Raw genomic sequence first — 21381 nt, 5'->3', positions numbered from 1 at the left:
CGCGCCTTTCTGTCAGGCTTCCGCCTGTGCTATATGATCCGGAGCAAACTGTCGCCATTCGGGAGCGGCCGGCTCGAAACCGAGCGGGCGTACCAGAGAGGGGACCAGGCGCGTATCCAGCGCAAAATTCTCCCGCCGACGGTCGACGGCCGGAACGGCCGATATGAGCCGCCTAGTATAGGAATGCTTCGGCTGCGACAGTACCGATACGGCATCGCCGATCTCGATGATCTGGCCGGCATAGATCACTGCGATCCTGTGTGCGATCCGCTCGACCACCGCCATGTCATGCGAGATAAAAAGGTAGGCAAGGCGGTACTCGCGCTGCAATTCGATCAAGAGATCCAGAACCTGAGCCTGGACGGAAACATCCAGCGCCGAGACGGCCTCGTCCAGCACGAGAACCGAAGGGTTCAACATCAATGCCCGGGCGATACACAATCTCTGGCGCTGACCGCCTGAAAATTCATGCGGATAGCGTTCGAGACTGTTTTCGGGCAGGCCGACACGCTTCAGCAGCATCGCCATCCTGTCGGGTGTTTCCCCTGAGGCACGGCCGCCGGCGGCGATGACGGGTTCGGCCAGAATGCTGTCGATGCGAAGCCTGGGGTTGAGCGAGGCATAGGGATTTTGGAACACCATCTGTACCGCGCTCGTCCGGTTCGCAGCCTTGCCGGCATTCGCCGTGAATGTGCCCCGCGTCGACTTCACCAGACCGAGAATTGCCCGCGCGGTGGTGGATTTGCCCGAGCCGCTTTCACCGACGATCGCCAGTGTTTCGCCGGGCAGCAGATCGAAACCGACGCCTTCGACCGCATGCACGGCGCCGGTCGGGCGGCGAAAGAAGCTGCCCGACACCGGGAAACGCACCGTCAGCCCATCGACCTTCAGCGCTGGCGCGGCTTTTGCGGTGTCGTCGCGGCTGAAATCCGACCGGGTTGCGCGGCCGGCCGAAAAATGCGGCACTGAATGAAGGAGATGCTGGGTATAGGGATGGCTGGGTTTGTCGAGGATCTGGTTCAACTCGCCCTGTTCAACCGCCTGACCAGCCTGCATCACCATCACCTTGTCGGCGATGCCGGCGACGAGGCCGATATCATGGGTGATGAAGATCATCGCCATGCCAGTCTCGCGCTTCAGCTCGGCGAGAAGCGCCATGATCTGCGCCTGTACCGTCACATCCAGCGCCGTCGTCGGCTCGTCGGCGATCAGCAGGCGCGGGTTGCAGGCGAGCGCCGTCGCGATCATCACACGCTGCAGCATGCCGCCGGAGAGTTGGTTCGGGCAATATTTCAGCCGCCGCGCGGCATCCGGGATGCGGACGCGATCCAGCGCATCCTTTGCGGCGGCGGTTGCCTGACGGCCGGTCAAGCCGCGATGCAGGCGGAAAGACTCTTCGATCTGCGTGCCGATGGTCAGTACCGGATTGAGCGAGGTCATCGGCTCCTGGAAGATCATGCCGATCTCGGCGCCGCGGATTTTCGTGAGTTCAGCTTCCGTCGCAGATGTCAGGTCGAGAATGCTGTTATCGGGCCGCTTCAGCCTAATCGAGCCGCCGATGATGCGACCGCCGCCGAAGTCGACGAGACGATTGATCGAGAGCGCGGTGACGGATTTCCCCGAGCCGCTCTCGCCGACGATCGCCAGCGTCTCGCCGGCTGCGAGATCGAAGCTGACGCCGCGAACGATCTTGTTGGCCTCGGGCGTGCGGCCGAAGCCGACTTGCAGATCGGAGACGGAAAGCAGAGGGCTCACGGAATGGACCTCCGCATTTTCGGATCGAGGATATCACGCAGGGCATCGCCGAGCAGATTGAAACCGAGGATGCTGATCATGATGGTGACGCCGGGGAAGATCAGCAGCCAGGGCGCCGTTTCCATCAAGTTGCGGCTGTCGCTCAGCATCAAGCCGAGCGAAGAGGCCGGCGGCTGTGTGCCGAGGCCAAGGAAGCTCAAGCCGGCTTCGGTGAGCAGCGACCATGCCAGCGCCAGTGTGATCTGCACCGTTAGTGGCGCGACGAGGTTCAAGAGCAGATGCCGCGTCAGTATATAGGGTTTGCTGCTGCCGAAGGTGCGAGCGGCATCGACGAAATCACGCGTTTTCAGCGAGAGGGCCGGCCCGCGCACGACGCGAGTGAAGATCGGCGTATAGACGATGGCGATCGCGGCGACGCTGGTCCAAGTGCCGGGGCCGACGATAGCGATAATCAGCAGCGCGAGAAGGATGGCCGGGAATGCCAGCAGCACATCCATCGTGCGCATGATCAGACCGTCCCAGCGCTTGCCGAACCAGGCAGCGGTCAAACCGAGTACGGTGCCGACCAGGCTTGCGAGAGCAACCGAAAGGAAGGCGACGGTGAAGGACTCGCCAATGCCGTTCATTAGCCGGCTAGCCACGTCGCGACCGAGCAGGTCCGTCCCCATCCAGAAGGCGCCACTCGGGGCGTGCAATCGGTTCAACGGGCTCCGCGTCACCGGATCATAGGGGGTGAGCCCCAGCGTGCCGAGAACGGCAAGGATGAGATAGATGAAAACAATGGCGCCGCCAATGCGGCCGCTCGTGTGCCCGAAAATGGCTTTGACTATGCGCATCAGCCTTCCCCCAGGCGAACGCGCGGGTCGAGCGCGACATAGGCGAGATCGACAAGCAGATTGACGATCATGAAGTTGAAGGCAATGAACAGGACGCAGCCCTGCACAAGCGCGTAGTCGCGTTGCTGGATCGCATCGAGCACCAGTCGCCCGAGGCCGGGCAGCGCGTAGATCTGCTCGACCAGCACGGCGCCCCCGAGGAGATAGCCGAACTCCACGCCGCTCAGCGTCACCACCGGAATGAGCGCGTTGGGCAGCGCATGGCGCCAAATGACGCCGCGGGCCGGCACGCCGCGGCTGCGGGCGGTACGGACATAATCATCGCTTAGAACATCGAGCATGGCCGAGCGCACCACGCGCGTGACAGAGGCGGCGAAGGCGAAGCCGAGCGTCAGCGCTGGCAGGATCATCTGGCCGAGATTGCCGAGCGGATCCTGCAGGAACGGCGTGAACGCGCCCATGGCCGGCAGGACACCGAAGCCTGCCGAAAGGGCGTAGATGATGAGAAGTCCGAGAACGAAATTCGGGGTGGACTGCCCGACCATGGCGACGATGCGGACCGCGAGATCGGACAATCTTTCGTTCCGGGTCGCCGCGAAGACGCCCGCCGGCAGGCCGATCAGCAGCGCGATCGCCATGGAGAGCAGTGCAAGCTCGAGCGTCAGCGGAAACCGCTCGAGGATGATGTCGAGCACCGGTTTGCCGTAGGTGACGGAAATGCCGAGATTGCCCTGCAGCACGCCGAACAGCCAATGCCAGTACTGCACGAACCAAGATTGGTCGATGCCGAAATAGGCTGCCAAGGCCTGCCGCTGCTCCGGCGTCAGCAGGCCGGCATTGGTTCCGAGCATCGCCGTGATCGCGTCGCCCGGCACCAGCCGGATGGCGACGAACACGAGAATGGACACTCCCAACATGATCAGCGGGAATGTCATCAGCCGGCGCGTCAGGTAGCCCATGGAACGTCCTTTAGAGCACTTCCAGGAAAAGTGCGAAGCGGTTTCCGTCCGGAATGCGTAAAACAAAGGGACAGAGCGGGAAAGCGATTCCGTGAAACGCTAAACCGCTCTGGAACCCGGTACCCATCACTTGATAGATACCTTGCTGAGACCGAAGAGAGAGCCCGTCGGCGTCGGCACGAAGCCCTCAACGTTCTTCTGCTCGGCCGTGTAGCCGTAAGACGTATAGAGCCAGATCCAGGGCGAGACCTCGGCAATGTGTTTCTCGAAGTCGGCGAAAATCACCTTGCGTTTGGCCGGATCAGTTTCGACACGCCCCTTTTGCATCTGGCTGTCCAGCGTGTCGTCGATATAGTTTGCGACCTTCTGCAGGTTGCCGGTCTTCGTCCAGTAGCGGTTATACATCGAATAGGGATCAGCACTGCCGCCGTTCAGCGCAACCGCCATGTCGAAATTGCCCTTCAGCCAGGCGTCGACATAGACGTTGAGTTCCATCACCTTGATGTCGAGCTTGATGCCAATTTCGGCGAGCTGCGACTGGATGATTTGCGCTTCGGCAGTCGCGGTCGGCGGCTCGCCGGTGGCGGCGATCACGGTTGCGGAAAAGCCGTTGGCAAAGCCTGCGTCGGCCATCAGCTTCTTCGCTTTCTCGACATCGCGCGTGTAGCAGAAGAGCTGACTCGGATCGGTCGCGTAGAGAGGCATGGTCAACGGTCCCGTCACCTTACCTTCGCCGAGCGCTGCCGTATCCAGCACATCCTTCCGGTCAATCGCGCAGGAGATCGCCTGACGCACGGCAAGCTGGTCCATCGGCTTATGTGAGGGGTTGAGCTGCAGGACGTTATAGGAAAGCACCGGCGTGCGGGTCAGTTGCAGCTTCGGCTCCTTGGGAACCAGTGTCGCCACGAGCGGGTCGTTCAGAAGCGCGAAATCGATCTGGCCCGTGCGAAGCGATGCCAGGATCGCTGTTTCGTCCGGAAGGACGCTGACGTCGATGCCATCGACACCGACCGTGCCGCCGGCCCATGCCTTGTTGGCGCTCAGCACTTCCTTGGAATTCGGGACCCAATTGTCGAGCTTGAAGGGACCGGAACCGATCGCCTTCGTGCCGATGGAGCCGGCGGCGATTTCGCTCGCCGGAACGATGGCGGCGTTGAGGCTGGTCATTGAGGTCAGAATAGGAACATCAGGCTGCGACAGATGGAAGATGACGGTCGTCGCATCGGGCGTATCGATGCTGGCGATCGACAGAAAATTGGCGCGAGCAGCCGCACCGGTTGCTTGATCGAGAATGCGCTGGAACGACGCCTTCACGTCGGCCGATGTCACGGCCGCACCGTTCTGGAATTTCGCATTCGGATTGAGCTTGAACGTCAGCTCCTTGCCGTCGGACGAAAACTGCCAGTTCTCGGCGATGGCGGGAACGATCTGCAGATTGCTGTCGAGCCGGACGAGCGGCTCATAGATCAGCTCCAGCAGGCGGATCGAGGAAAAGGCTGTCTGCTTGTGCGGATCGAGGCCGGTCGCATCCTGCGCCCATGCCATGCGCAGGGTCGCCGCATAGGCTTCCGTCGAAATGGCTGCCATGCCGAGACCCGCCGCCACCGCGACGCACGAAATCAGCTTCCTTGCAAAATGCCTTTTCATTCTTTTCTCCCTCGAGCGCTTTGGCGCTTCCCCAGCCGATTTTGGCCCTTTCATCAAAGCTATCGCTGCTGCGGTCTCAGTTCATACTGTCTTTGCGCTGATGGCCTTTCGCAGGAATCCACCAGCGTTTTGCAACGCCGCTCGGGCTTCTTCAATGCCCATCCCGGTAATTTCCATGAGAATGGCAAGTTTGACATCATTGCCCGTCTGATCGAGCACGCGGCGTGCTTCTTCCTGCGTGCAGCCGGTCGCCTGCATGACGATCCTGGAGGCACGCGCGACCAGCTTCTTGTTGCTCGCATTCACGTCGACCATCAGGTTCTGATAGCTCTTGCCGATCCGGATCATGCTCGCCGTCGTCAGCATGTTGAGTATGAGTTTCTGCGCCGTTCCCGACTTCAGCCGGGTCGATCCCGTCAGGATTTCCGGACCGACGACGGGAGAAATCGCAAGATCGGCAATACCCGCGATGACGGAATTGGGATTGCAGGACAGGGCAACCGTGGCCGCGCCGACGCTCTTCGCATAGTTCAGCCCGCCGATGACGTAGGGCGTGCGGCCGCTGACGGCTATACCGACGACAACGTCTGCAGCCGTCAGCTTGACATCCTGCAAGGCTTGGCGACCCTCTTCCGGATCGTCCTCGGCGCCTTCGATCGAGCGTTGCAGTGCGTCGGGGCCGCCGGCGATCAGGCCGATCACCATGCTCCTCGGCACGCTGAACGTCGGCGGGCATTCGGAGGCGTCGAGAACGCCAAGCCTGCCGCTGGTGCCGGCGCCCATATAGATCAGCCGGCCGCCCTTCTGAAAGGCCGCAACGATCTGGTTCACGGCAGCGGCGATCGCGGGAATGACCTTCTCGACCGCGGTGGGGACGGTTTGGTCCTCATAATTGATTTCGCGCAGGATATCGAAGGTCGACAACAGATCGATATGCATCGTGTTCGGATTGCGACCCTCGGAAACCAACTGCTCCAGTTCGGATATCAATCTTTGCTCCGTCATGTGCCTGCTCTCGGAAGAATGCTCTTCGATATCAATAGATCAGGGATGGCGAGCTCGATCGACAAGGATCGGGCCAGCCGCAGCAGCCTTAGATTTTTGAACGCAACAGAAAGCTGGTCATCAGCACAAGCGGCCGGCCTTTATGGCTTCGTTCGCCGCCGTTTCCCTGTTTACCTTCGTTAACATTATGTCCATTTATTCCGTTCGTCAATCGCATTAGGAATAAAATATTCCATCACGGGCAGCATAAAGTCAGGGATGGTCGAGTCATCCTTTCAGCGCCCGCAGACCGACTTTCTGGCAAGAATGATGGCGCCCGAAACGGCATCGCCGTCGATGGGTTTGAGGCGGCGGCGGACATCCGGCGCCAGCCATGGCTCAAGCGGGCTGGAGAGGCCACCGAGCAAGGAGACACGCGGAGCGCCCTTGTCGAACAGCGAGCGGATCAGCGTGTCGATATGCTCTGCCGCACTCTGGACAATACGCCGCCCGGCGGCATCACCCTGATCCGCATGGCGCATCACCATCGGCGCAAGAGCGGCATAGTCGGTTGCGGAGGCGCGGTCCATCCAGGCGACCGCTTCCATGGCATCGTTTTGAAACCGCTGCAAAATCTCGGCGAGCAGCGCAGTCTTCTCGTAGCGGCCGTCTTGCGCGCGCAGTGCAAGCTGCACAGCTTTCAGTCCGAGATCCGCGCCGCTTCCTTCATCCGAGATCGGAAATCCGTATCCTCCGACCCGCAAATGGCGGCCCTCGACGAAACCAAGGCCGATCGATCCCGTTCCCGCAATGACGATCGCACCGTCGCGGCCCGAATGGGCGCCGAGGCAGGCGCCCTCGCCGTCGCTGACGAAATCGATGCTGGCGAAGGGATGCTTTATGGAACGCAAGGCCTCAAGCGCGCCCTTCCGCCCGATCCCGGCAAGGCCGACACCGGTATGGACGCGCGCGATCTCGGATGGGCCGAGACCCGCCTCTTCGATCGCGGCTCCGAATGCCCTCGCAATGGAAGCCCAGGCTTCGTCAATGCCGAGCCGCGTGGTCGCGGGGCCGGATAATCCCTGGCCCAATAGGGTGCCTGCGGCATCCTCGATCCTCGCGCGACAACCGGTGCCTCCGCCGTCAATGCCGAGAAAGTAATGCTCACCTTCTGTTTCGCTGCTCATGACGTCAGCCGCTCGATATCAGCGCCGCAAAGGCGGAGCTTGCGATCCAACTGCTCGTAGCCGCGATCGAGATGGTAGACGCGGTTGACGATGGTTTCGCCCTTCGACACCAGCGCCGCCAACACCAGCGAGACGGAGGCGCGCAGATCTGTTGCCATGACCTGCGCCCCCCGAAGAGGTGCACCACCACGAACCAGCGCCGTAGTGCCCTGCAGCGTGATGTTGGCGCCGAGGCGCATCAATTCCGGTAGATGCATGAAGCGGTTTTCGAACACCGTCTCGCGGATCAGCGAGGCGCCTTCGGCACAGCAGGCAAGCGCCATGAACTGCGCCTGCAGGTCCGTCGGAAAGCCCGGATAGGGTTCCGTTGTGATGTCAGCGCCCTTGAGCGGGCCGTCCCTCGAAACGACCAGGCCCCGATCACTCGGCCAAACGCTGACGCCCATGGCTTCCAATGCCTGCACGACGGAAGCCAGATTCTCCAGCCGGGCGTGGATCAGCTCAAGCTGCCCGCCGGTGATGGCGGCTGCGACGGCGTAGGTGCCGGCCTCGATCCGGTCGGATATGCCGTGATGCCTGGCAGGCTGCCAATTCGTGTTGCCTTCTATCAGGATGCGATGCGTACCGGCGCCCTCAATCCGCGCGCCCATGACACTAAGACAGGCGGCGAGATCGGCCACCTCCGGCTCGCGCGCCGCGTTCAATATCTCCGTCTCGCCCTTGGCAGCACATGCCGCCATCATCGCCGTCTCGGTCGCGCCGACAGATGGGGAACTCAGGACAATACGCGCGCCCTTCAGCCCGCCGGGGGCCGATGCGACGATCAGACCGTTCTCGATCGCGATATCGGCTCCAAGCGTCGCCAGCGCCTTGATGTGCATGTCGACCGGCCGGGCGCCGATGGCGCAGCCGCCGGGCAGAGAGACACGGGCGTGCCCGAAGCGCACCAGCAGTGGCGCAAGCACCAACACCGTCGCCCGCATCCGCCTCACGGTGTCGTAAGAGGTTTCCGTCGAGACGATGGCGCTGGCATCGATGGTGGTTCCGTGCGCCGCGCGGGTGACGATCGCTCCATGAAGGGCGACGACGCCGAGCATGTTCTCGACATCGGTCACGGCCGGCACGTTCGTCAGTTCCAAAGGATGTGGGCTGAGCAGCGCCGCAGCGATCTGCGGCAAGGCGGCATTCTTGGCGCCGGAAATCGTCACAGCACCCTGCAGCCTGTTTCCGCCGGATATCCGCAGTCTGTCCATGATATGAAACCCGTCAAAGAGAGGGGCGAAAGAGCAGACGTCATTTCCTCTGCTTCTGACTCAAGATTATTCGTCCATTCCGTCCTGTCAATGTGGGTTGGAATTTTTTATTCCAGTTTCTTTGTGGTAAGGTCGGCGGCTGACGGACCGAAAGCGTGGTTGCCCGCCGTCGGCCGGGTGATATCTTGTGGCTCGATTGTGTCGACGCGTGAACCGGCCTCCACGGCCTGAAGGGGCGGATGTCTATCTTAAAGAAAATCAGCGCGAAGCTTGAAGGCATGGCGCCGGCCGATCGCCAGATCGGGCAATTCATCGTCGAAAATCCCGACCAGATGCTGCGGCTCTCATCCGCCGCCCTCGCCGCCGAGACCGGTCGCAGCCAATCGAGCGTCGTCAAGTTCAGCCAGAAACTCGGCTACGCCGGCTATCAGGAACTGAAACTCGCCGTCAGCGAGGCCAAGGCGCAGGAATGGCAGGCCCCGGCCGGCATGATCCACGGTACGATCGAAGTCGATGACGGCTACCTGACCATCCTGCAGAAATTACTCGGCAGCAAGCTGCAGGCGATGCAGCAGACGATCGCCGTCAACAACGAACTGGATATCGGCAAGGCGCTGAAAGCGCTCTACGAAGCCCGCCGCATTCATCTCGCCGGCGTCGGCGCATCTTCGCTGGTCGCCCGCGACTTTTCCTACAAGCTGATGAAGCTCGGGCGCAATGTCCTGCACGACAGCGACAGCCATGTGCAGATGGCCAACGCCTCCACACTCGGCCCCGACGACCTGCTGTTCGCCCTCTCCTATTCCGGCACCAGCATCGAGACTCTCAGGATCGCCGAACTCGCCAGCCAGCGAAATGCGATCGTCATCGCCGTAACCGGCCTACAGGACAATCCGCTGGCCCATGTCGCCGATATCCGCCTTTATACCGTCGGCGACGAAGACCGCGTCCGCTCCTCGGCGATCACCGCACGCGACGCGCAATTGATGCTCACCGACCTGCTGTTCATCCTGCTTGTGCAGAGGCAGCCAGACGCGAACGACTATGTTCACAACAGCGAAGCGGCTGTCTCGGTGCTGAAAGCGAAGCAACTGTCGTAGCCGGGCCTATCAAGCACATTCTGCAACCCAATGCCTGATATCGTCCAATGAGCGCATCAAGATCGAGGGATTGTCGCGGGCCGGAATAAAACCCCAGCTCTGCCAGAATGTCTCCGCCTCGGTGTCTATAGCGCGAACCACCAGGGCACGCCCTGCCACGATATCCGCGCCGGCGACGCAGCGCGTCAACGCGTCCTTCACCAGAGCCGAGCCGATGCCGGGGTAACGGCGGTCAACCGCGAGCTGACCGATCAGCAGGCAAGGAATGGGATCAGGTGGACGGCCGGTGCGAATCTTACGTGGGGTAGCATTAGGCTCGATGACGGACGGAGCAAGGCCCTAATAGCCAACGACGACATCGTCATCGAGCGCAAACTTCGGGAAGGAAGATAGGTCAATGTAGTGCAAAACGCAATACAAGGGCGGCGATCATTCGTCACTCACGACAGAGATCGCCCCGGGATGATCAAGACGACCAGTCTTTCATCAGCTCCTCGGCTTCAAAGCCACGGCGATCGCTTCGGCGGCGGCAAAGCCGGTTTCGAGAGCGCCATGGGCAGTCGAAAAGCGCGTTGGCGAACAGGCTTCACCGGCGAAGAAGAGCCTGCCGTCGACGGCTTCGCCAAGCACGATGCGTTCAGCAGAGGCACCTGGCTCAGCATAGGAATAGGATCCGCCAATATGCGGCTCGCTGTGCCAAGCCGACATGGCCACGGCCTCGATGCGACGACCGAAAGCGCTTCCGAAATGCTGGGCCAGCTCTTCTTTGGCGAAGGCGAGCGCCGCCTGCTCTCCGGCGGCCTCCAGATCCCTTGCCAACGAGCCACCGTAATAGGCCTCGATCAAGGCGGTGCCGAAGGGGCGTAGCTGGTAGGAACCCGTTCGCGCCTGATCCAGGGAGCCCGTCAGCCTTGTGTCGATCGGCAGATCGTCCGGCGATGTCACGCTGAGGAACAGCTTGTTGGCAAGCCCCAGCGGCAAACGATCGGCCGCTTCCCGCTTTCTCGGCAGCGGCGGATCGAATTTGATCTGATCCTCCGCAATCACATTTGTCGCGACCGTTACCAGGACTATGCGCGCACGCAGCGTTCCGCGTTCCGTCTGCAAAAGGATTTCCCCGGCGCCACGGTGATCGATGGTTTTGACCGGCGTCGAAAGCATCGCGGGGACCGGCTGCGCGTAGGTCGAAATCAGCGTCCCGTAACCCTCACGGACGCGCCAGTCCGGGCCGGGTCCCGGATCATAATGGACATAATCATGAATGGAAGCGGCAGCGAGTTCGACCCCGTTTAGAAATGTCCCGATTGCTTCAACGAGACCATTCCGGGGATTTCCAGGCTCCAGCAGTTCGGCAAGCGACCCATCCTCGCCGGAATCCCCCCGTTCTTCCGCGCGCGCAAAAAAGGCGCTGACGGCCGCTCTGCCTTGCGCTCCCTCGACCGTCCGTCCGCCCTCGCTCCAGGGAGCAGGCGTCGTTTCCACGGTCAACCCAATCTGGCGGGCGATATCGGTCCACCCATTCGTCCTCGCGCCATGGAGCCATCCGCAGCCGAGATCGACAGGCTCATTCTCAAACGACGGCAACCGAACGGTCCAGGCGCGGCCTCCCACGCGGTCCTTCGCCTCAAGGATCAACACCGAAGCATCAGGACGGAGAGACTGCAGCCGCCTCGCCGCTGCGACACCTGCCGCACCGGCGCCGATGATGGCGACATCGACTGTCTGGCCCGCGGACCAAGGATTGCTCAAACGCCCCTCACCTTTCTGGTAGACCGGCGTCCCGCTGGATCCGGCCTCGTGATTTTCGTGAACCGCCTATGGACGACTTATGGCTTCACGCCGTTCAGATGGCTTTCGAGGAAGTGCAGATTATCCTGCCCCCAATAGAGTTCGCCATCATAAAGGAACGACGGAAAACCGAAGACGCCGTTCTTGAGGGCGAACTCGCGATCGGCCGCCCACTTGCCCTGCACGTCTGCATCGCCCTCCCGCTTCGAGAGCACATCGCCGTCGAAACCGGCCGCATTGGCGATCGCCCTGCGTACCTCGGGATTGCCGATATCCTCGGCACGACCCCAGAACGCTTCCTGCAGGATCTTCGTCAGTTCGAGCCAGGGCTTGCCGTCGAGATAGGCGGCGATGACCATAAAGGCGGCGGGTGCCGGATCCGCGAGCGGCGGGCGGTTTTCCAGAAGTAGCGTCTTGCCGCGAAGGCCGGCCCAACGCTTGAGATCCCGCAGCCAATATTGCCTGCGAGCCTCCGGCCGATTGCGCGAGAAAATGCCGCCATTCTCCTCGAGGACAACGGTGAGATAAGGCCGGATTTCCGCACCCGTCTTTTCGAGGAGATCGAGAAACGGCGCCAAGCCGATATAGGACCAGGGCGAGCCGATGGAAAAAACGTAATCTATGATCTTGGTCACTGCCTGCCGCATCCATGCATGATGATGAAAACTCACGGAGTTTGATCAGCAAGATGGCAAGTTCGCAAGCGCCAACCGGATGCTGCGGCACAATTTCCATAACGATATCGTGACGTGGTCGGCGCCAATCCCGACCACGCCTTGAAACCGGCCGCTCAAGCTCTGCTCTATGCGACCGCTTTCCAATCGAGCCCGACATCGAGCGTCGGCGCGCTGTGTGTCACCCAGCCGACGGAGATCAGATCGACGCCCGAAGCGGCAATTGCCCCGGCAGTCGAGGGCAGGACACGACCTGATGCCTCGGTGATTGCCCGGCCGGCGACAATGTCCACGGCTTCGCGCAACTGATCAGGCGTCATATTGTCGAGCAGCACGGCGTCGATGCCCTCCGTCATGGCTTCGCGGAGCTGGTCAAGCGTATCGACTTCGACCTCGATCTTGACCATGTGGCCGACGCCGGCCTTGGCGCGACGGATCGCCTCAGCGACTCCACCGGCGATCGCGACATGATTGTCCTTGATCAGTACCGCGTCATAGAGCGCAAAACGATGGTTCATGCCGCCGCCCGCCCGGACCGCATATTTCTCCAGCGCCCGCAATCCCGGCGTCGTCTTGCGGGTGCAGACAATCGAGGCCTTCGTGCCGCTGATTGCCTCAACGATACCGGCCGTCACGGTCGCAATGCCGGAGAGATGACCGAGGAAATTCAATGCAGTCCGCTCTGCCGTTAACAAACCACGCGAGGGACCTTCGATCATTGCGATCACATCGCCGGGGCCGACCTTTGCGCCATCCTGAACATGGCGGGTCATGGTGGTCCTGGGATCGACAAGCTGGAAGGCGAGTTCCGAAGCGTCGAGCCCGGCGACCACGCCCGGCTGGCGGGCCACCATGGCAACAGTGGAGCGATGATCCTCCGGGATGACGGCGGCGGACGTGATATCGCCGGCAAGGCCAAGGTCTTCCAGCAGCGCATTGCGCACCAGCGGCTCGACGATGAGGCGCGGAAGGGGGACGAGGGTCATGTCAGGCGCTCCGGGCGAAGGAATAGGGGATGGTGGATCTGGCGATGTCCAATGCGTCGGACAGGCGCATCGTCCGGCGCTGCGTATTCTTTAGTTTCAACGGAAAATCCGTGCGGGCGTGAGCACCGCGCGACTCCGTCCGCAGGCTGGCGAAAACAGCAATCAACAGCGCCACGATGGCGGGATCGGCGGCCGGACCTTCGCTTTCGACGAGCGGCAGAAGCGCGGCGATCGCTCCATGAATGGCGCCGGCATTGCGAAGCACGCCGAGATGGCGCGAGACGATCGGCCGGACAAGCGAAGCATCTGGGGCAATCGCGCGTGCAAGTGTGGACGGCACGTTCGCAGCGCTACAGGAGACGCCGGCAATATCCCGCGCGGCGCGCATGCCCATGACTGCGGCCTCCAGCAACGAGTTGCTGGCGAGCCGATTTGCTCCGTGAAGGCCTGATGATGCCACCTCCCCCGCCACCCAGAGGCCGGAGACGGAGCTACGGCTGTATACATCCGTTGCAACCCCGCCCATGTGATAGTGAACGGCAGGACGCACCGGGATAAGTTCGCTCGACGGATCGATGCCTGCCTCCCGGCAGAGCGCATCGATGACGGGGAAGCGCGCGGCAAAGCGATTGCCAAGTGCTTTGCGCGCATCGAGAAAGACACGGCCGCCGCGTGCGATTTCCGCACTGATCGCCCGCGCAACGACATCGCGCGGGGCGAGTTCCGCACCGGAAACCTCAGCCATGAAACGCTCGCCTCTCTCGTTGACAAGCACGGCACCTTCGCCGCGCACAGCTTCGCTGACCAGCGCCAGCGGCCGCCGGCGAGAATCGAGCGCTGTCGGGTGGAATTGCACGAACTCCATATCGGCAAGAAGCGCCCCAGCTCTCGCGGCGAGTGCTACTCCCTGGCCGAAATTGCCGATGGGATTGGTCGTCGCATCGAAGAGACCACCAATGCCGCCGGTCGCAAGGAGGATGCGAGAGGTAGGCAGAACGGCCGTTCCTTTCGGCGTCGCACATAGGAGGCCGCTGATCCGCTCGCCATCCAGGAGCAACCGCCGCGCTTCATATCCTTCCAACACTGTAATGGATAGCGTATTGGCAACGGCCTGCACCAGCGCGCGGACGATCGCCGCGCCGGAGCCATCGCCTTCGGCATGAACGATGCGCCGCCGCGAATGGGCAGCTTCAAGGCCGAGCGACAGGGCACCGGCACCATTTCGGTCGAAGCGGACGCCGGCGCGCTCCAGAGCGGCAATCGCTGCAGGCGCCTCGGCAATGATGCTGGCCGCGACTACCGGGTCGCAGAGCCCATCGCCGGCAGCGAGCGTGTCGGCAAGATGCAGTTCTGCGCTGTCATCCGCACCCATGCTGGCGGCGATGCCGCCTTGTGCCCAGGCACTCGACGTCTCGGCGCCGAGTGCCGCGCGGGTGACGATGACGGTCGGCTGCGGCGCCAGCGTCAATGCCGCCATCAGCCCGGCGAGACCACTGCCGACGATCGCGACATGGCCGGCAAGATCGTGAAGAACCTCGGTCATATCGCCAGCATCCTTTCCACCGCGCGACGCGCGGCAACGGCAATCGCGGGATCGACGGTCACTTCATGCTGGTTTTCCTCAAGCGCCCTGCGGATATTGCCAAGCGTGATGCGCTTCATGTGCGGGCAGAGATTGCACGGCCGGATGAAATCGACATCCGGATGATGAACGGCGACATTGTCGCTCATCGAGCATTCGGTCAGCAGCACGACGCGCGCCGGCCGCTTCTCGCCGACATAATCGGACATGACGGCGGTAGAGCCGGCAAAATCCGCTTCCCTGACGACCTCGGGCGGGCACTCAGGATGCGCGAGCACCGTCACGCCGGGGTAGTTTTCGCGAAGCTGGCGTACATCGTCGGCGGTGAAAAGCTCATGCACCTCGCAATGCCCATGCCAGGAGATGATTTCGACATTGGTCTCGCGCGCGACGTTCTGCGCCAGATATTCGTCGGGGATCATCAGCACCTTGGGAACGCCGAGCGATTCCACCACCTGCTTGGCATTGCCCGATGTGCAGCAGATATCGGATGCCGCCTTCACCGCCGCGGACGTATTGACATAGGTGACAACGGGAACACCGGGATGCGCTTGGCGCAGCAGGGCAATATCTTCCGGCGTGATCGATTCCGCCAAAGAGCAACCGGCGGCCGTATCGGGGATCAGCACGGTCTTTTCCGGGTTGAGCAGCTTGGCGGTCTCGGCCATGAAATGCACACCGGCGAGCACGATAATGTCGGCGTCCACGTCGATCGCCTTGCGAGCAAGCGCCAAGCTGTCGCCAACGATATCGGCAACGCCGTGGAAGATTTCCGGGGTCTGATAGTTGTGCGCGAGGATGACGGCGTTGCGGCGGCGTTTCAGCTCGAGGATCGCCTCGACATCATCCTGAAACATCATCCATTCGGCTTTGGGGATGACGCGGCTGACACGATCATAGAGGGAGGATGCGGATACGGGATAGTTCATGACCGGCTCCTTATTATACTCAATTTGAGCATATTATGCGCAAATAGATATTCTCGTTATGAGCATATGTCAATTGCGGGAGAGCGGTAATTTTGTTCCGGCGAGTTCGCGTTCTTCGAGAATGGCGCGACGGAAGCGGAAGAGCTTTGCCGGGCGGCCGCCCGTCTCGCTTTCGGTTGCGCCCGTCTCCTCGACCAGCTCCTGCTGCTCGATCAAGCGGCGGAAGTTCTGCTTGTGCAGCGTCAGGCCCGCCAGGGCCTCGACAGTGCGCTGCAGTTGAAGGAGCGTAAAACTCTCGGGCATCAGCTCGAACACGACAGGGCGATATTTGATCTTCGCGCGTAACCGCGCCATACCGGTCGCAAGAATCCGCCTGTGATCGGCAAACATTGGCCGGCCGGAATTGCCCTGCTGAGTAAAGCCCGCTTCCAAGACAAGACCGGCCTCGTAAAGCAGCTCATAGCGCTGCAGAACGAGATCTTCGTTCCACGAGGCATCATTCAAACCAAAGGCGAAATCGGCGCGGCGCCGGCGTTGATCACGCCTGGCCGGATCGCCGGCGATCCACACATCCAGCCGCTCAACAATGTCGTCCAGCACGGACGGACGGCCGTGGCGATGGTCTTCCCAAGGGAAATATTCGTACCAACCATGCCAGCCCGGACGGCCGCCGCCGGGCGCCGCTTGCTCCCGCACCAGGCCGAGATAGCTGATCGAAATCGTCCGACCGCCGAGGATCTCGTTGTTCCTGTCACGATCGGCAAACGTATAAAGCTGCTCAAGATAGCCGACGGGATGCGCCGTCTGCTCCCGCACCCATTCGCGAAGACCGCTTTGCAAAGTGCGGTGCCCGAGCTCGAATGGTCCCGACGGCAAGGCATCGCCGGACCGCACCGTCATAACCCGTGGATCGTTGCCGGTGACGGCTGTCAGAACCGCGATCAGTTCGGCGTGCGCAAGTCCGATGGTCAAGGAAATTCCCTATCTTGTTCGATCTTTACTTTTCTCGCACGAAGCTTTGCCGAAGCCAATGCAGCCGTTCGGCGCCTCCACATTTCTCAACGTCGCAAATGCCCTCAAACTTCTGGGCATACCGGGACTTGCATCCATCAAGTACATTGCAAGCGCTTATTGATGTATTAGTGCTTTAGTTTATCGACCGCCGCGCCTCCGACGGGGGAATATCTGATGGACAGCGTGACGTCAGGCGATAGTGTGGACGCCTCCCGACATCAGGCATAAGCAAGAGGCAAGATGATATCAGAATTCGACGTATTCTCGGACCGATGGGGCTTCCTCGGCGAAAGCCCGGTCTGGTCGGGGGACGGCAAGTCTCTGTGGTGGGTCGATACCGAAGGTTGCCGGCTGCTGCGAACCGATGCGGCATCGGGCAGAACCGAGGCCTGGGATGCGCCGGAGGCTGTCGGCTGTATCGCCATGCGGCCGGACGGGATGCTGCTGGCAGGCCTCGCCAGCGGCGTTTTTCTCTTCGATCCGGCAAACGGGCGTTTCGAGCTTGCCTGCTCGCCGGAAAGCCGCTGGGATGTTCGCTTCAACGACGGTGCCATCGATCCAGCGGGCCGCTTCTGGGCAGGTACCATGCACCTCAACCTGATCGAACCCGCCGGAGCCATTTTCTGTGTCGAAGCCGATCTTAGCCACCGCCGCATCTTCGACGGCCTTTGGGTACCTAACGGGCTCGCCTTCGATCCCGTCCGTCACCGCATGTATTTCTCGGATTCTCATCCCACCGTGCAAACGATCTGGGTCTGCGACTATGATCGCGCGACGGGAACGCCGAGGGATCGCCGGGTCTTTGCGACGACGCATGATTTCGCAGGCCGGCCTGACGGCGCGTTCATCGATGAGGACGGCATCTACTGGATTGCTGGCGTCGGCGGATCGCAGCTCCTCCGCTTCGCACCGTCAGGCGAAGCGCTGCAACCGATCCCCTTTCCCGTGACCCACCCGACCAAGATCATCATGGACAGAGCCAATCCGCGCTCCGTTTTCGTAACCACAAGACGGACTGTCCCAGAGGATGAAACGCACGCTTCCGGGCATGTGCTGCGCGCGACCTTGCTATAGCCGCGACTGGAGGCTGCCTACCGGCTGACGTAATCCGGGTATTTCTCGCAAATGAGATCGATGATCGACAGCGTGCCAGAAAGATGCTTACGAAGCGCTGCAACCGCCTCTTCAGCCTTTCCTGACTGAACAGCATCGACGATAGCATGATGATCGGCGATGACCTGCTGTTGTTTGCCTGGCATTGGCAAGTTCAGCATGCGCAGCCGATCGAGATGAACACTCTGGCGCCGGACGGTTGCCCAAAGCCCCAATATGCCGGCCCTCTCGAAGAGAACACGGTGGAAATCCTTGTCGAGACCATCGAAGAGATCGTAGGTCTCCGGCGACATCACATGCTCCTGCCGGACCAGAACTTGCCGCAAGGCCGCCGCCGTTTCCTCCGGAGATTCGGCCGTCAGCCGGCGGACGGCCTCCAGCTCAATCGACAAACGCAGGAAGTGCGCCTCGACGGCGTTGTCGATATCGATTCTCGCGACGACAGTGGCGTATTGCGGGTAAACCTCGACGAGCCCCTCTTCTTCCAGCCTGATCAAGGCATCGCGAACCGGTGTCTGGCTGACATTGAACTCGCTCTGAAGCGAGATACGCGACAAAACCGTGGTCGGCGGCAAACTCATTGAAAGAATACGCGATCTCAGGATTTCCAGAATCTGCGGCGCGACCTGGCGGGACCGATCCAAGGCGAATTCTTTCGGGTTTACTTTCACTGGCTACCTTCCTGATCGAGAGCGTCAGTTCATAAAGCACAATTTATGACTTGATGCACTGATACATTAGTGCTTTAGTTGGTTTGTGTAAACGCGATTTCACGGGTTTGCGTCGTTTGGGAGGACATAATGAGAGGATTTCTTCACGGCATGACCGCGGTCGCGCTGATGTTGGCTGGCGCTTTTTCGGCCGCCGCTGCCGAAAAAACCGATATTTCGATCACGCGCCAGCCAGGCATTCTTTATCTCGTCAGCCACGTCATGGAGACGCAGAAGCTTATCGAGAAACGCGCCGAGGCTGACGGCCTGCCGAGCGTCAAGGTCGAATGGCGCACCTTTAGCGGCGGCGGCGCGCAAACCGATGCGCTGCTTGCCGGCAGCGTCGACATCGTCAACACCGGCACCGGCAATCTGCTGCTGCTCTGGGATCGCACCAAAGGCAAGGTCAAGGGCATTGTCACCAATTCTGCGCAGCCGGTTCTCATGGTCTCGCGCGATCCGCGCATCAAATCGCTGAAGGACATCCAGCCGGGCGACAAGATCGCCGTGCCGACGGTCGGCGTTTCGACGCAGGCGATCCTGCTGCAGATGGCCGCCGCTCAGATGTATGGTGACGATCAGGTCCATAAGTTCGATGCCAACACAGTGCAGCTTGGCCATCCCGACGCCATGGCAGCGCTTGCCAACCAGAACCATGAGGTGAAGAGCCATTTCTCGGCCCCGCCTTTCCAATATCTGGAACTCAAGCAGCCGGACGTTCATGAAGTCGTCAATTCGCGCGACATCATTGGCGGTGAGCTGACGCAGGGCACCTTCTTCACGACGACGCAATTCGCCAGCGCCAACCCGACGATCATTAAGGCCATACGCGAAGCAACGGCCGACGCCATCGATGTGATCAAGAAAGACCCGAAGACAGCGGTAGAGGCTTACAAGACGGTCAGCGGCGACAAGACCAGCGTCGACGATCTCCTGGCGATTCTCAATCAGCCGCACATGATGGAGTTCCGCATGGACCCGCAGGGAACCATGAAATTTGCGGCGCACCTCTACAAGATCGGGACCTTGAAGACGATGCCCAAGGCCTGGACCGACTACTATCTGCCCGAAGCGGCGGATCTGAACGGCAATTGAAGCCTGTTGGCGGCGCCAATGCCGCTTTCAGCTATCTCTCTTGGAGGAGTCTTATGCTTCAGGCAAAAATTGCAGCCGATGGCCTGCCAACTGAAACGGCCGCGGCCAAATCACTCTTGAACGTCGACAAGGTAACGCTGCGCTACAAGACGCCAAACCTTTTGATCACCGCCACTGAAGAGGTCAGCTTTTCGGTCGCCCAGTCCGATCGCTTCGTGCTCCTCGGACCCTCCGGCTGCGGCAAATCGACATTGCTGAAGGCCATCGGCGGCTATCTGGCGCCGATGGCCGGCCGCATCGAAATCAAGGGGCAACCGGTCAAGAAGCCGGGCGCCGATCGCATGATGGTCTTCCAGGAGTTCGACCAGCTCCTGCCGTGGAAGACCGTCCTTGAAAACGTCATGTTTCCGCTAACGACAGCCCGGCGCCTACCCCGCGCGGAAGCCGAAGCAATTGCGCGCGACTATATCGAGAAGGTCAAGCTCACCCGCGCCGTCGACACCTATCCGCACATGCTTTCAGGCGGCATGAAGCAACGTGTGGCGATCGCCCGTGGCATGGCCATGCAGCCCGATATCCTGCTGATGGACGAACCCTTTGCGGCACTCGATGCGCTGACGCGCCGACAGATGCAGGACGAGCTTCTGCAGCTTTGGGAAGATACGCGCTTCACCGTCATCTTCGTCACGCATTCGATCGCCGAGGCGATCAAGATCTCCAACCGCATCCTGCTGCTTTCGCCGCATCCAGGCCGCGTCAAGGCCGAGATCCGCAATGTCGAAGCAGTCCGCCACGACACCGCGGCCGCCGCCAAGCTGGAGCAGGAAATCCATCACATGCTGTTTGCCGAAGCAGGACATAGGGAATAGGCCATGAGCGCACCGCAGATCATCCTCGCGGCCGAAAGGGCCGAACCGGCAGGCCACATCGCTGCAGTCGAGCAGAAGCTCGGCGCCGCCGAACTTCTTTGGCAATCGAGCCTTTTCCGAAAATCGCTGTTGATCGTCATCTTGGCCATTATCTGGGAGACCTATGCGCGGCACCTCGACAATCCGCTGCTTTTTCCGACGCTCAGCGACACGCTGACGGCGCTCTACGATCGCTTTGCCGATGGCGTGCTGCCCGAACGCATCTGGACCACCTTGAAGATTTTGGTCACCGGCTATGTGACGGGGACAGTGCTCGCCGCCATCCTGACCGTCGTTGCGATCAACACGCGCATCGGCACCGATTTCCTCGAGACGATGACGGCGATGTTCAATCCGCTGCCGGCGATCTCGCTGCTACCGCTGGCGCTCATCTGGTTCGGTCTCGGACCTGCAAGCCTCGTCTTCGTGCTCGTGCATTCCGTGCTCTGGGCAGTTGCCCTCAACACGCATGCCGGCTTTCTCGGCGTTTCGCGCACGCTGCGCATGGTGGGGGCAAACTACGGACTGACCGGACTTTCCTACGTGTTTCGCATCCTCATTCCCGCCGCCTTCCCCTCCATCCTGACCGGCCTGAAGATCGGCTGGGCCTTCTCCTGGCGTACATTGATCGCCGCCGAATTGGTCTTCGGCGTTTCCTCCGGCCAAGGCGGGCTTGGATGGTTCATCTTCGAAAACCGCAACCTCCTCGATATCCCCTCGGTCTTCGCCGGCCTGCTGACGGTCATCGTCATCGGCCTTATCGTCGAGAACCTGGTTTTCCAAACGATCGAGCGTCGAACCCTCCAGAAATGGGGCATGAAGGAATGATGCGCTCACGCGAATTCATCTCTTCTAATAGTT

Annotated in this window: 19 protein-coding genes; 5 read left to right on the top strand and 14 right to left on the bottom strand. The window is 61.2% G+C overall.

Translation table 11 applies throughout. The features are described from left to right. Positions 1 to 12: 12 nt before the first annotated feature. The 7 genes from GGD50_RS14225 to murA form a co-directional block, all read right to left on the bottom strand. The gene (locus GGD50_RS14225; protein WP_183937958.1) at positions 13 to 1755 is read right to left on the bottom strand and encodes a dipeptide ABC transporter ATP-binding protein; all 1743 of its coding nucleotides are present in this window, start codon (positions 1753 to 1755) and stop codon (positions 13 to 15) included. Next, positions 1752 to 2591, bottom strand: a complete 840-nt coding sequence (locus GGD50_RS14220; protein WP_183937956.1) for an ABC transporter permease — start codon at positions 2589 to 2591, stop codon at positions 1752 to 1754. The genes GGD50_RS14225 and GGD50_RS14220 overlap by 4 nt, the downstream gene beginning before the upstream one ends. Beyond that, positions 2591 to 3550: an ABC transporter permease gene (locus GGD50_RS14215; protein ID WP_183937954.1), complete on the bottom strand. Its 960-nt coding sequence runs from the start codon at positions 3548 to 3550 to the stop codon at positions 2591 to 2593. Before GGD50_RS14215 ends, GGD50_RS14220 begins: the two co-directional genes overlap by 1 nt. A 126-nt stretch (positions 3551 to 3676) precedes the next feature. Beyond that, positions 3677 to 5197, bottom strand: coding sequence for an ABC transporter substrate-binding protein (locus GGD50_RS14210; protein WP_183937952.1), 1521 nt, complete (start codon positions 5195 to 5197; stop codon positions 3677 to 3679). An 81-nt stretch (positions 5198 to 5278) separates the two neighbouring features. Beyond that, on the bottom strand, positions 5279 to 6202 hold the full coding sequence (gene murQ / locus GGD50_RS14205) for an N-acetylmuramic acid 6-phosphate etherase (protein WP_183937950.1): 924 nt from the start codon (positions 6200 to 6202) through the stop codon (positions 5279 to 5281). 275 nt (positions 6203 to 6477) lie between these two features. After that, entirely contained in the window at positions 6478 to 7368 is an 891-nt protein-coding gene (locus GGD50_RS14200) for a glucosamine kinase nucleotide-binding domain-containing protein (RefSeq protein WP_183937948.1), read from the bottom strand. Next, positions 7365 to 8621, bottom strand: a complete 1257-nt coding sequence (gene murA, locus GGD50_RS14195; RefSeq protein WP_183937946.1) for a UDP-N-acetylglucosamine 1-carboxyvinyltransferase — start codon at positions 8619 to 8621, stop codon at positions 7365 to 7367. The genes GGD50_RS14200 and murA overlap by 4 nt, the downstream gene beginning before the upstream one ends. 239 nt (positions 8622 to 8860) lie before the next feature. Between murA and GGD50_RS14190 the strand changes: the two genes are divergently transcribed. After that, complete coding sequence (locus tag GGD50_RS14190) at positions 8861 to 9721, top strand: MurR/RpiR family transcriptional regulator (protein WP_183937944.1); 861 nt, start codon at positions 8861 to 8863, stop codon at positions 9719 to 9721. Positions 9722 to 10207: 486 nt separating this feature from the next. Here GGD50_RS14190 and GGD50_RS14185 read toward each other — a convergent pair whose 3' ends face one another. The 6 genes from GGD50_RS14185 to GGD50_RS14160 all read right to left on the bottom strand — a co-directional run bounded on the left by GGD50_RS14185 (position 10208) and on the right by GGD50_RS14160 (position 16652). Then, on the bottom strand, positions 10208 to 11470 hold the full coding sequence (locus GGD50_RS14185) for a flavin monoamine oxidase family protein (protein ID WP_183937942.1): 1263 nt from the start codon (positions 11468 to 11470) through the stop codon (positions 10208 to 10210). A 77-nt stretch (positions 11471 to 11547) separates the two neighbouring features. Further along, positions 11548 to 12144, bottom strand: a complete 597-nt coding sequence (locus GGD50_RS14180; protein ID WP_183937940.1) for a DsbA family protein — start codon at positions 12142 to 12144, stop codon at positions 11548 to 11550. 167 nt (positions 12145 to 12311) lie between these two features. Then, positions 12312 to 13169 carry a carboxylating nicotinate-nucleotide diphosphorylase gene (gene nadC, locus GGD50_RS14175; protein ID WP_183937938.1) on the bottom strand — a complete coding sequence of 286 codons (858 nt, stop codon included), beginning with the start codon at positions 13167 to 13169 and terminating at the stop codon, positions 12312 to 12314. A gap of 1 nt (position 13170) precedes the next feature. Continuing rightward, a complete protein-coding gene (locus GGD50_RS14170) occupies positions 13171 to 14712 on the bottom strand; it encodes an L-aspartate oxidase (RefSeq protein WP_183937936.1) in 1542 nt (513 codons plus the stop codon). After that, entirely contained in the window at positions 14709 to 15680 is a 972-nt protein-coding gene (nadA, locus tag GGD50_RS14165; protein ID WP_183937934.1) for a quinolinate synthase NadA, read from the bottom strand. Before nadA ends, GGD50_RS14170 begins: the two co-directional genes overlap by 4 nt. Before the next feature lie 69 nt (positions 15681 to 15749). Then, entirely contained in the window at positions 15750 to 16652 is a 903-nt protein-coding gene (locus GGD50_RS14160) for an NUDIX hydrolase (RefSeq protein ID WP_183937932.1), read from the bottom strand. 282 nt (positions 16653 to 16934) lie between these two features. Here GGD50_RS14160 and GGD50_RS14155 point away from each other — a divergent pair, with 282 nt between their 5' ends. Further along, on the top strand, positions 16935 to 17768 hold the full coding sequence (locus GGD50_RS14155; RefSeq protein ID WP_183937931.1) for an SMP-30/gluconolactonase/LRE family protein: 834 nt from the start codon (positions 16935 to 16937) through the stop codon (positions 17766 to 17768). A gap of 17 nt (positions 17769 to 17785) precedes the next feature. On the opposite strand, the gene GGD50_RS14150 is transcribed toward GGD50_RS14155, so the two are convergent. Continuing rightward, the gene (locus GGD50_RS14150; protein ID WP_183937929.1) at positions 17786 to 18478 is read right to left on the bottom strand and encodes an FCD domain-containing protein; all 693 of its coding nucleotides are present in this window, start codon (positions 18476 to 18478) and stop codon (positions 17786 to 17788) included. 129 nt (positions 18479 to 18607) lie between these two features. Between GGD50_RS14150 and GGD50_RS14145 the strand changes: the two genes are divergently transcribed. From GGD50_RS14145 to GGD50_RS14135, 3 genes are read left to right on the top strand one after another with little or no spacing between them, the layout of a single operon-like run. Continuing rightward, the gene (locus GGD50_RS14145) at positions 18608 to 19612 is read left to right on the top strand and encodes an ABC transporter substrate-binding protein (protein WP_183937927.1); all 1005 of its coding nucleotides are present in this window, start codon (positions 18608 to 18610) and stop codon (positions 19610 to 19612) included. 53 nt (positions 19613 to 19665) lie between these two features. Continuing rightward, entirely contained in the window at positions 19666 to 20481 is an 816-nt protein-coding gene (locus tag GGD50_RS14140; RefSeq protein ID WP_183937925.1) for an ABC transporter ATP-binding protein, read from the top strand. Between the two features lie 3 nt (positions 20482 to 20484). Beyond that, on the top strand, positions 20485 to 21348 hold the full coding sequence (locus tag GGD50_RS14135) for an ABC transporter permease (RefSeq protein ID WP_183937923.1): 864 nt from the start codon (positions 20485 to 20487) through the stop codon (positions 21346 to 21348). Positions 21349 to 21381: the final 33 nt, after the last annotated feature.

It is taken from the genome of Martinezella paranaensis, from assembly GCF_014200235.1.
Taxonomy (GTDB): Bacteria; Pseudomonadota; Alphaproteobacteria; order Rhizobiales; family Rhizobiaceae; genus Rhizobium; species Rhizobium paranaense.
This window is presented reverse-complemented; position numbering and strand designations above follow the sequence as displayed.

Coding starts and splice junctions, on each gene's coding strand:
- GGD50_RS14220 (WP_183937956.1), bottom strand. CDS start 2,591: ATGCGCATAGTCAAAGCCATTTTCGGGCACACGAGCGGCCGCATTGGC.
- GGD50_RS14215 (WP_183937954.1), bottom strand. CDS start 3,550: ATGGGCTACCTGACGCGCCGGCTGATGACATTCCCGCTGATCATGTTG.
- GGD50_RS14210 (WP_183937952.1), bottom strand. CDS start 5,197: ATGAAAAGGCATTTTGCAAGGAAGCTGATTTCGTGCGTCGCGGTGGCG.
- murQ (WP_183937950.1), bottom strand. CDS start 6,202: ATGACGGAGCAAAGATTGATATCCGAACTGGAGCAGTTGGTTTCCGAG.
- GGD50_RS14200 (WP_183937948.1), bottom strand. CDS start 7,368: ATGAGCAGCGAAACAGAAGGTGAGCATTACTTTCTCGGCATTGACGGC.
- murA (WP_183937946.1), bottom strand. CDS start 8,621: ATGGACAGACTGCGGATATCCGGCGGAAACAGGCTGCAGGGTGCTGTG.
- GGD50_RS14190 (WP_183937944.1), top strand. CDS start 8,861: ATGTCTATCTTAAAGAAAATCAGCGCGAAGCTTGAAGGCATGGCGCCG.
- nadC (WP_183937938.1), bottom strand. CDS start 13,169: ATGACCCTCGTCCCCCTTCCGCGCCTCATCGTCGAGCCGCTGGTGCGC.
- GGD50_RS14170 (WP_183937936.1), bottom strand. CDS start 14,712: ATGACCGAGGTTCTTCACGATCTTGCCGGCCATGTCGCGATCGTCGGC.
- nadA (WP_183937934.1), bottom strand. CDS start 15,680: ATGAACTATCCCGTATCCGCATCCTCCCTCTATGATCGTGTCAGCCGC.
- GGD50_RS14155 (WP_183937931.1), top strand. CDS start 16,935: ATGATATCAGAATTCGACGTATTCTCGGACCGATGGGGCTTCCTCGGC.
- GGD50_RS14145 (WP_183937927.1), top strand. CDS start 18,608: ATGAGAGGATTTCTTCACGGCATGACCGCGGTCGCGCTGATGTTGGCT.
- GGD50_RS14140 (WP_183937925.1), top strand. CDS start 19,666: ATGCTTCAGGCAAAAATTGCAGCCGATGGCCTGCCAACTGAAACGGCC.
- GGD50_RS14135 (WP_183937923.1), top strand. CDS start 20,485: ATGAGCGCACCGCAGATCATCCTCGCGGCCGAAAGGGCCGAACCGGCA.